At 71.5% G+C, this 9,653-nt stretch carries 10 protein-coding genes; 6 read left to right on the top strand and 4 right to left on the bottom strand.

Annotation, left to right across the window (positions count from 1 at the left end; all coding sequences use genetic code 11):
• Positions 1-137: 137 nt before the first annotated feature.
• The 3 genes from ABZ919_RS41190 to ABZ919_RS41180 form a co-directional block, all read right to left on the bottom strand.
• Positions 138-845, bottom strand: coding sequence for an ester cyclase (locus tag ABZ919_RS41190; RefSeq protein WP_361259369.1), 708 nt, complete (start codon positions 843-845; stop codon positions 138-140).
• Positions 846-921: 76 nt separating this feature from the next.
• Positions 922-1,695 (bottom strand): SDR family oxidoreductase, encoded by a 774-nt coding sequence (locus ABZ919_RS41185; RefSeq protein WP_361259366.1) that lies wholly within the window; start codon positions 1,693-1,695, stop codon positions 922-924.
• A gap of 138 nt (positions 1,696-1,833) precedes the next feature.
• Complete coding sequence (locus tag ABZ919_RS41180; protein WP_361259363.1) at positions 1,834-2,502, bottom strand: MOSC domain-containing protein; 669 nt, start codon at positions 2,500-2,502, stop codon at positions 1,834-1,836.
• Between the two features lie 79 nt (positions 2,503-2,581).
• On the opposite strand from ABZ919_RS41180, the gene ABZ919_RS41175 reads away from it, so the two are divergent.
• Positions 2,582-3,484, top strand: a complete 903-nt coding sequence (locus ABZ919_RS41175) for a LysR family transcriptional regulator (protein WP_361259360.1) — start codon at positions 2,582-2,584, stop codon at positions 3,482-3,484.
• A 100-nt stretch (positions 3,485-3,584) separates the two neighbouring features.
• Here the strand turns inward: ABZ919_RS41175 and ABZ919_RS41170 are convergent, their stop codons facing one another.
• Positions 3,585-3,914 carry a WhiB family transcriptional regulator gene (locus ABZ919_RS41170; RefSeq protein WP_361259357.1) on the bottom strand — a complete coding sequence of 110 codons (330 nt, stop codon included), beginning with the start codon at positions 3,912-3,914 and terminating at the stop codon, positions 3,585-3,587.
• Between the two features lie 380 nt (positions 3,915-4,294).
• On the opposite strand from ABZ919_RS41170, the gene ABZ919_RS41165 reads away from it, so the two are divergent.
• The 5 genes from ABZ919_RS41165 (at position 4,295) to ABZ919_RS41145 (ending at position 9,527) form a co-directional block, all read left to right on the top strand.
• The gene (locus ABZ919_RS41165) at positions 4,295-4,906 is read left to right on the top strand and encodes a response regulator transcription factor (protein WP_003948568.1); all 612 of its coding nucleotides are present in this window, start codon (positions 4,295-4,297) and stop codon (positions 4,904-4,906) included.
• 543 nt (positions 4,907-5,449) lie between these two features.
• Positions 5,450-5,593, top strand: a complete 144-nt coding sequence (locus tag ABZ919_RS41160; RefSeq protein WP_361259354.1) for a hypothetical protein — start codon at positions 5,450-5,452, stop codon at positions 5,591-5,593.
• Positions 5,594-6,029: 436 nt separating this feature from the next.
• Positions 6,030-6,617 carry a sigma-70 family RNA polymerase sigma factor gene (locus ABZ919_RS41155; RefSeq protein WP_030641278.1) on the top strand — a complete coding sequence of 196 codons (588 nt, stop codon included), beginning with the start codon at positions 6,030-6,032 and terminating at the stop codon, positions 6,615-6,617.
• 164 nt (positions 6,618-6,781) lie between these two features.
• Complete coding sequence (guaB, locus tag ABZ919_RS41150; RefSeq protein ID WP_361259351.1) at positions 6,782-8,287, top strand: IMP dehydrogenase; 1,506 nt, start codon at positions 6,782-6,784, stop codon at positions 8,285-8,287.
• 115 nt (positions 8,288-8,402) lie between these two features.
• Positions 8,403-9,527 (top strand): GuaB3 family IMP dehydrogenase-related protein, encoded by a 1,125-nt coding sequence (locus ABZ919_RS41145; RefSeq protein ID WP_361259347.1) that lies wholly within the window; start codon positions 8,403-8,405, stop codon positions 9,525-9,527.
• The last annotated feature ends 126 nt before the right edge of the window (positions 9,528-9,653 follow it).

Here is a 9,653-nt window from a genome sequence, read left to right as displayed (position 1 = left end):
GCTTCTTGCGGCCCTGAGGGCTCCGCACCTTCCGAATCTCGAAGTCCATCGCATCCCCTGAACTGGGGTGTTGCGACGACCACTAGAACGGAAGGAGGGGGTGCCGGGCCCTCGCCCTTGTGCCCACCGGCCGCCCGCTACTGCTCCAGCTCGTCCAGCGCCCCCAGCTGTTGCATCAGCCCGAGCTGGTCCTCCTGCCACCAGATCTCGGCGATCTTGCCGTCGTCGCCGAAGCGGAACAGCGTCACCCCCGTCATGGCGACCTGCCTGCCGGTGGGCGCGATCCCCAGGAAGTCGCCCTTGTGCGTGGCCTTCCAGGTCCAGCGTGCGCAGGCCCGGTCGTCCTGGGCGAGCACGTCCTCGACCGTGAAGGCGAAGTCGAAGGCCGCGCGCCACATCCGGTACTCGGCGCGGGCGTTGTCCAGCCCGATGGTGTCCTGGGGGTTCACCGGGTCGTGGCTGTGGATGTCCTCGTTCAGCAGATCGTTGAGCGGCGGCAGTTCGCCGGACGTCTCCAGCGCCCCGAAGAACCGCCGCACGGTGTCCTCGGCCAGCCGCTCGTCCCGCACGACGTCCAGATCGGTGAACGCCGGCATCTCGTCGCACAGGGCGACCATCCCCTGGAAGATCCTGTCGGTCTCCGGGAGGTTCGAGTTCCGCATCGCTTCCTCGTACGACGCGAACTCCACCACTTCGACGATGTGCGACGCGTCCGAGCGGTCCTTGCCGACCAGCGCGTGCGTCGCCGTCCGCTTGCCCTTGGTCTGCTCCACCCAGTCGTCCATGAGCCGGTTCATCTCGTCCAGCCGGCTCGTCCTGCACTCGATGAGCTGCAAGAAGGTCATGACGCCGCCTCCCGGCCCCCCTGACCCGGTTGTGTCACGCTCATTTTCGCACCGGGACGGCAGCGCCACCCGTCCGCTACTGCGGCCCGTACTTGCGCCCCGTCTTCGACGTGATCCCGCCCAGCAGCCCGCGCGGGGCGACCTTCACCAGGCCCATCAGGGCCTTGTAGCGGGGGTCGGGGATGGACAGCGACTTGCCGCGGGCCAGGTCGGCCAGGGCCGCCGCGACCAGTTTGTCGGCGTCGAGCCACATCCAGCCCGGGATGTTGTCCGTGCCCATCCCGGCCCGCTGGTGGAACTCGGTGCGCACGAAACCGGGGCACAGGGCCATCAGGCGGACGCCGCTGCCGGCCAGGTCCTTGGCCGCGCCCTGGGTGAACTGAACGACCCACGCCTTGGAGGCGCCGTAGGTGCCGCGCGGCACGAAGGCGGCGACGGAGGCGACGTTGACGACGCCGCCCCGGCCCCGCTCGCGCATGGCCTCGGCCGCCGCCGAGGTCAGCCGGAGCACCGCCTCGCAGTGCACCTTGAGCATCCTCAGCTCGTCGGCCATGGTCACGTCCAGATAGCGGCCCTTGTTGCCGAAGCCGGCGTTGTTGACCAGCAGGTCGACCGGGTTCTTCCGGTCGCCGAGGCGGTCGGCCACCGTCTCGATGCCCTTGTCCTCGGACAGGTCGGCGGTGAGCACCTCCACCTCGATGCCGTGCCGGTCGTGCAGTTCGGTCGCCTGTTCGCGCAGCCGTTTGGTGTCGCGCGCCACCAGGACGAGGTCGTGCCCGTCAGCCGCCAGCCGCCGCGCGAACGCGGCGCCGATCCCCGCGGTCGATCCCGTAATCAGAGCCGTTGTCATGGCCCAAGGGTAGTGACCCGGAGCCGGCGCGTCCGCTGCCCTCGTGGGTCCCCGGTGTCCCGGGCGGTGGGCCGCCCGGCGGCCTTCGACGCTCCCGCCCCTGACGGGCCGGCCCGCCGCTCCCGCGGGTGCCGCGCCTCAGCTCCCCTGCCGGGACAGGTACGCGCGGGCGGCGGCCAGCGACTCCCGGTTCAGCGCCTCGCCGGCCGCGAGCAGCTGCGGCAGCAGCTGCCGCTCGGTGGTGACCGCGCGGAACTGCATCGCCACCGTCACCCCGTGGTCCGGCCGGTGCATGACCTCGATCGGATCGCCCGCCCGTATCTCACCCGGCGCGATCACCCGGAGGTAGGCACCGGTTGCGCCCTTCTGTGTGAACCTCTTGACCCAGCCGCGTTCGCCCAGATGGCCCTGGAACGTACGACACGGAATCCGGCCCGAGGTCACCTCGAGCACCAGCTCGGAGCCGACCCGCCAGCGCTCGCCGATCAGGGCGCCGGACACGTCGAGCCCGTCGGTCGTCAGGTTCTCACCGAAGCAACCGTTGGCCAAAGATCGGCCGAGTTCTCGCTCCCAGTCGTCGAGGTCCTCGCGCGCGTAGGCATACACCGCCTGGTCGTCACCGCCGTGGTGCCGCATGTCGCAGACCGCGTCCCCGGCGAGCCCGCCGGCCCCGACCCCCTTGGGGCCCGGCGCCGTCACCCGCACCGGCCCGTCGACCGGCTTCTTGTCGATGCCCGTCACGCCCTGCGGCTGGTCCGTGTACGGCACCGGCTGGGGCCGGCCCAGATTGAGCGAGAGAAGCTTCATGCCCGCACGGTACGGGACCCACCTCAAAGCGTCGAGCGAATATGGCGCACGATCCCCAAGGTGGCCTTATGCTCGAAGGGTGATCGAGGCCCGCCATCTCCGCGTCCTGCGCGCCGTCGCCGCCACCGGTTCCTTCTCGGCGGCGGGGCGCGAGCTGGGCTGCACCCAGCCCGCGGTCAGCCAGCAGATGAAGGCCCTGGAGACCTCGGTCGGCACCCCGCTGCTGGTCCGCAGCGGCCGCGAGATGCGGCTGACCCAGGCCGGAGAAGCCCTGGTCAGGCACGCCTCCGGCATCCTCGCCGGGCTCACCGCGGCCGAGGAGGAGGTCGCCGCCATCGCGGGCCTGCGCGCCGGCCGGGTCCGGCTGGTCTCCTTCCCCAGCGGCAGCTCCACCCTGGTCCCCACCGCCCTGGCCGCCCTGCGCGCCGCCCATCCCGGCACCCGCGTCTCCCTGGAGGAGGCCGAACCCCCGAGGTCCGTGGAGTTGCTCCGCGAGGGTGACTGCGACCTGACCCTGGCCTTCCGCTACGAGGGTGCCGCGGTCGCCGAGGACTGGGGCGACCTGATCGTGCGGCCCCTGCTGACGGACCGCCTGGTCGCCCTGGTGCCCGAAAGGCACCGCCTGGCGCGCGCGGAGACCGTCGCCATCGGCGAGCTGGCCCGGGAGCCCTGGATCGCGGGCTGCCCGCGGTGCCGCGGCCAGCTGGTCGAGGTGTGCGAGGGGGCCGGTTTCACCCCGCGCATCGACTTCGCCACGGACGACTACCCGGCGGTGGCCGGCCTGGTCGGCGCGGGCCTTGGGGTCGCCGTGCTGCCCCAGCTGGCGGTGGAGTCGGTACGGCCCAGGGGTGTGCGCACGGTACGGCTGGAACCGGTGGTGCGGCGCGAGATCGTCGCCCTCACGCTGCCCGACCTGGCACAGGTGCCGGCCGTGGCGGCGACGCTGGAACAGCTGGCCCGGGCGGCGGCGCGTCCGGCGTAGGGATACGCGGCGGAGTCGAGGGCACGCACGTGGCGACGCGGCGTGCCCTGGGTGGAGGGAGTGAGCGCACCCGGTGGTCTGTGGGTGCAGAAACGTTCCTTCAGTGGTCTGGGACGGTGTCCGCGCCGACGGCCGAGGCCGTCACCAGGCGGTTGCGCGCGCGCCCCATCAACTCCTCACGCTCGTCCTCGGTCAGGCCGCCCCAGACGCCGTACGGCTCGCGAACCGCCAGCGCGTGTGCCGCGCACTCCGCGCGGACCGGGCACCTCATGCAGACCTCCTTGGCCGAGTTCTCGCGAGCGCTCCGAGCCGCCCCGCGCTCGCCCTCGGGGTGGAAGAAGAGCGAGCTGTCCACGCCGCGGCAGGCAGCCAGCAGCTGCCAGTCCCACAGGTCCGCGTTCGGTCCGGGAAGGCGGGAGAAATCTGCCATTACGTGACCCCTTGTAGCCGTTTTGGGCGGATACGGTGCCAACGACCGTACATCTCCGGTCTAAGGAGATGAAAATATGACTCATTGCGAATCTAGCCTCGGACACCTCGAAACGGGAAGAAAAGGGGCCGAATGGGGCACTGTTGTGATGAAAAGTTGAGGGTCCGTCGGCCGTATCTGCACCGTGGCGGGCCCCTCACGTAGAGTGCCGAAGACGGCATGTAGCCCCGTAACTCTTTCGAGTGACCGTCGTTGAGAGTGCGGAGGCGGTTGAAAACACAAGCGCTCGGGCAGGCGTCCGAGACGGTCGACCGCACAGGTGACGATTCCGTACCAGCCTGGAGGCTCAAGGTGACGCGCATCAGCTGCGGAGGGCGGTCATGACATCCGTCCTCGTCTGCGACGACTCCCCGCTTGCCCGAGAGGCGCTCCGCCGCGCGGTCGCGACCGTGCCCGGTGTCGAGCGTGTGACGACGGCGGCCAACGGCGAGGAAGTCCTCCGCCGCTGGGGTGCCGACCGCTCCGATCTCATCCTGATGGACGTGCGCATGCCCGGCCTGGGCGGTGTGGAGACCGTGCGCCGCCTGCTGTCCGCCGACCCCGGCGCGCGCATCATCATGCTCACCGTCGCGGAGGACCTGGACGGCGTGGCCCTCGCGGTCGCCGCGGGTGCCCGGGGCTACCTGCACAAGGACGCCTCCCGCGCGGAGCTGCGCGCCACGGTGACGCAGGCGCTGGCCGACCCGACGTGGCGACTCGCGCCCCGCCGCCTGCGCTCGGCCGAGATGGGCGCCGCGCCCACGCTCACCGCGCGTGAGATCCAGGTGCTGGAGGGCATGAGTCACGGCCGCTCCAATGCCGAGATCGGCCGCGAGCTCTTCCTCTCCGAGGACACCGTCAAGACGCACGCGCGGCGCCTGTTCAAGAAGCTCGGCGCCTCGGACCGGGCCCACGCGGTGGCGCTCGGCTTCCGCTGGGGACTGGTCCGGTAGCCGGTGCCCAGCCCCGCGGGGCAGGCGGGGCCGGCCGGCAGCGGGCACCACTCCCGGAGCCGGACGCCTGTCCGCCCCCCTTGGCGGCAGCCGGGCACCTCGCCGGCCCCCTCACCGGGTCTGGGCCGTCCGCCGACCCGAACGCCACACACCTACGGCACCGCGCCCGTCCCTCGCCGCGCGCGGGGCCGGCCGAGCGCCCTCTCGGGGCCGCACCCAGCCCCGGGCCCGCAGTGTTGTGCGGCGGCCGGGCCCGGGCGTGCGCGAAAGTACCCCGCGGCAGCGGTGCCGTTTCGACGGGGTGTGTCCCGGCGTGCCGTACACAGCCGTGCCCCGGCTGCGGCGTCGCGCGGGCACGGCCTGGCTGCGGCGTCGCGCGGGCACGGCCTGGCTGCGGCGTCGCGCGGGCACGGCCCGATCGAGCATGCCGTGGGCGACGGCGCCCCTGACCCCGCTCCGGCGCAGGCGTCGCCCTGCTCCTCCTGGCGGGGACACGTACGTACGGATCCCGGGGCGGGGACCGGCCTGGAGGCGAGTGCCCCGGTGGGGCCGCAAGCGGGTGCCGTGCCGTGCCGTGCCCAGGCGCTGTCGGGCGCCGACGTGGGCGCCGTCATGGGGCTCGACATGGGCGCCGTGGCCGGGGCGGAGGTGGGCGCCGGTGACGCGAGTGTCGGTGACGCGGCCTGACGGGTGTTCCGGCTGTCCGTGGAAGCGGCCGTGATGCGACGCCGACAGGTGGACCCCGTCACACCCGAGGGGGCGTGCCGCAGACCGCCGGCCGGACGAGCCGCCGTGCGCAAGAGCGCAGATCCACTGCGCCAACACCCGTGGTCCGCGCCGCACGGCGACGGGCGGAGCGCGGGCGGCGCGGTCGTACGCGCCCGGGTCGTACGACTGTCCCAGGCGCCGCGGCGGGCGCTGCGCAAGGCGGCCTGCCGGACAGGCGCTGCTCGTTTCGGCGCGGATGCCGCATCCTTGAGATGTGGAGTCTCTCGGGGACGAGTCGGTCGAGCGGAAGGGGAGGGCGCAGGGAATGAGTGCCGGCGCACCTGCTCATAACGCTTCGGTGCACAACCACGAGCACGATGCGACGGACCGGACGGCCGCAAGGCACCATGGACCGATGCGCGACGACGAGGCGGGCACGGCCCACGGGGCGATCGGTGCGCTCGTTCATCGTGCCGTCGACGGAGACGAGCAGGCCACGCACGATCTGCTCGCCCACGTCCATCCTCTGGCGCTGCGCTACTGCCGGACCCGGCTGTCGCGGCTGCCCGGCGACGCGCGCCACTTCGTCGAGGATCTCGCCCAGGAGGTCTGCGTCGCCGTCCTGCTCGCGCTGCCCCGCTACCGCGACACCGGCCGTCCCTTCGAGGCGTTCGTCTTCGCCATCGCCTCCCACAAGGTCGCCGACCTGCAGCGCGCCGCCATGCGCCACCCGGGTTCGACGGCGGTGCCCTCGGACGAGATGCCGGAACGGCCCGACGACTCCCTGGGTCCCGAGGAGCGCGCCCTGCTCAGCAGCGACGCCGAGTGGGCCAAGAAGCTGCTGGCCAACCTCCCCGAGAACCAGCGCGAACTGCTCCTGCTGCGCATCGCCGTGGGCTTGACCGCGGAGGAGACGGGGCAGATGTTGGGAATGTCACCCGGCGCGGTCCGGGTCGCCCAGCATCGGGCACTGAGCCGCCTGCGGGCTCTCGCCGAGCAGTAAGACCCTTGCGTGGAGCCCTGACAGCTCCCCTTGTTGAACAGGCGCGCTTCGGCTTCCGTACGAACATACGAAGCCTGAAGTGACCCCGTACCGTGGAATTTGCTGACGACGCTTCCCGTTAGCATGGACATCCGCACCGATCAAGGCCATTTGGGGAAGGTGTCATGACTGCCAACGTCGACGGAGTGCCCGGTAAATTCGCGACACTCGGGCTGACCTACGACGACGTGCTGCTGCTGCCGGGTGCATCCGAGGTGCTTCCCAACGCGGCCGACACCTCGTCCCGCATCTCCCGCAACGTCCGGGTGAACATCCCGCTGCTGTCGGCGGCGATGGACAAGGTGACCGAGTCCAGGATGGCGATCGCGATGGCCCGGCTGGGCGGCGTCGGCGTGCTGCACCGCAACCTCTCCATCGAGGACCAGGTCAACCAGGTCGACCTGGTGAAGCGGTCCGAATCGGGCATGGTCACCGACCCGATCACGGTGCACCCGGAGGCCACGCTCGCCGAGGCGGACGCCCTGTGCGCGAAGTTCCGCATCAGCGGTGTCCCGGTCACCGATCCGGCCGGCAAGCTGCTCGGCATCGTGACCAACCGCGACATGGCTTTCGAGAGCGACCGCACCCGCCGCGTGCACGAGGTCATGACCCCGATGCCGCTGGTCACCGGTCACGTCGGCATCTCCGGCCCGGAGGCCATGGAGCTGCTGCGCAAGCACAAGATCGAGAAGCTGCCGCTGGTGGACGACGAGGGCGTCCTGAAGGGCCTGATCACGGTCAAGGACTTCGTGAAGGCCGAGCAGTACCCCAACGCCGCCAAGGACGCCGAGGGCCGGCTGCTGGTCGGTGCCGCGGTCGGTGCCAGCCCGGAGGCGCTGGAGCGCGCCCAGGCGCTCGCCCAGGCCGGTGTGGACTTCCTGGTCGTCGACACCTCGCACGGCCACAACAGCAACGCCCTGAGCTGGATGTCGAAGATCAAGTCGAGTGTCGACGTCGACGTGGTCGGCGGCAACGTCGCCACCCGCGACGGCGCCCAGGCGCTGATCGACGCCGGTGTGGACGGCATCAAGGTGGGCGTGGGCCCGGGCTCCATCTGCACCACCCGTGTCGTCGCCGGCATCGGCGTTCCCCAGGTCACCGCCATCTACGAGGCCTCCCTCGCGGCCCGTCCCGCCGGTATCCCGCTGATCGGCGACGGCGGCCTGCAGTACTCCGGCGACATCGGCAAGGCGCTGGCCGCCGGCGCCGACACCGTGATGCTGGGCAGCCTCCTCGCCGGCTGCGAGGAGTCCCCGGGCGAACTGCTCTTCATCAACGGCAAGCAGTTCAAGTCGTACCGGGGCATGGGGTCGCTGGGCGCCATGCAGTCCCGCGGCCAGGGCAAGTCGTACTCGAAGGACCGCTACTTCCAGGCCGAGGTGACCGCCGACGAGAAGCTCGTGCCCGAGGGCGTCGAGGGCCAGGTGCCCTACCGTGGTCCGCTCGCCAACGTCCTGCACCAGCTCGTCGGCGGCCTGCGCCAGACGATGGGCTACGTCGGCGCCGCCACCATCGAGGAGATGGAGTCCAAGGGCCGCTTCGTGCGGATCACCTCGGCGGGCCTGAAGGAGAGCCACCCGCACGACATCCAGATGACGGTCGAGGCGCCGAACTACAGCAGCAAGAAGTGACGCCCACGCGCGCGTGAGGCCGGGAAGGGGCGGCTCCGGAGCATCCGGGGCCGCCCTTGTCGTACCCGTCGGCGATACTGGAAGGCGCTGCAACGCATAGGGAAAGGCCACAGACGTGACTGAGATCGAGATCGGGCGCGGCAAGCGCGGCCGCCGGGCGTACGCCTTCGACGACATCGCCGTCGTCCCCAGCCGCCGTACCCGGGACCCGAAGGAGGTCTCGATCGCCTGGCAGATCGACGCCTACCGCTTCGAGCTGCCGTTCCTGGCCGCCCCGATGGACTCCGTCGTCTCCCCGTCCACGGCCATCCGCATCGGCGAGCTGGGCGGCCTGGGCGTGCTCAACCTCGAGGGCCTGTGGACGCGGTACGAGGACCCGCAGCCGCTGCTGGACGAGATCGCCGAGCTGCCCGCCGAGCAGGCGACCCGCCGCCTGCAGGAGATCTACGCGGCGCCCATCAAGGAGGAGCTGATCGGCGCGCGCATCAAGGAGGTGCGCGACTCCGGCGTGGTCACGGCCGCCGCGCTCTCCCCGCAGCGCACCGCCCAGTTCTCCAAGGCGGTCGTGGACGCGGGCGTGGACATCTTCGTCATCCGCGGTACGACGGTCTCGGCGGAGCACGTCTCCTCCTCGCACGAGCCGCTGAACCTGAAGCAGTTCATCTACGAGCTGGACGTCCCGGTGATCGTCGGCGGCTGTGCCACCTACACCGCCGCCCTGCACCTGATGCGCACCGGCGCGGCCGGCGTCCTCGTCGGCTTCGGCGGCGGCGCCGCCCACACCACGCGCAACGTGCTCGGCATCCAGGTCCCGATGGCGACGGCCGTCGCCGACGTGGCCGCCGCCCGCCGCGACTACATGGACGAGTCCGGCGGCCGGTACGTGCACGTGATCGCGGACGGTGGCGTCGGCTGGTCCGGCGACCTCCCGAAGGCGATCGCCTGCGGTGCCGACGCGGTGATGATGGGCTCCCCGCTGGCGCGCGGCACGGACGCGCCCGGCAAGGGCCACCACTGGGGCATGGAGGCGGTCAACGAGGAGCTGCCGCGCGGCAAGAAGGTCGACCTGGGCACGGTCGGCACGGTCGAGGAGATCCTCACCGGCCCGTCCCACAGCCCCGACGGCTCGATGAACTTCTTCGGTGCCCTGCGCCGTGCGATGGCCACCACCGGCTACAGCGAGCTGAAGGAGTTCCAGCGCGTCGAGGTGACGGTGGCGGACAGCCAGCACAAGCGCTGACGTCCACGACGCCAAGGGCCCGGCCGCCGGTGGGCGGTTTCTAGGGGTCGTCGCAACACGTGGTCGTGTTGATCAGGCCGCGAGCAGTTTATGCAGGCGCTCGGCTGGGGTTTCCCAGCCGAGCGT

The sequence above is a fragment of the Streptomyces sp. NPDC046759 genome (genome assembly GCF_040645475.1).
Classification (GTDB): domain Bacteria; phylum Actinomycetota; class Actinomycetes; order Streptomycetales; family Streptomycetaceae; genus Streptomyces.
This window is presented reverse-complemented; position numbering and strand designations above follow the sequence as displayed.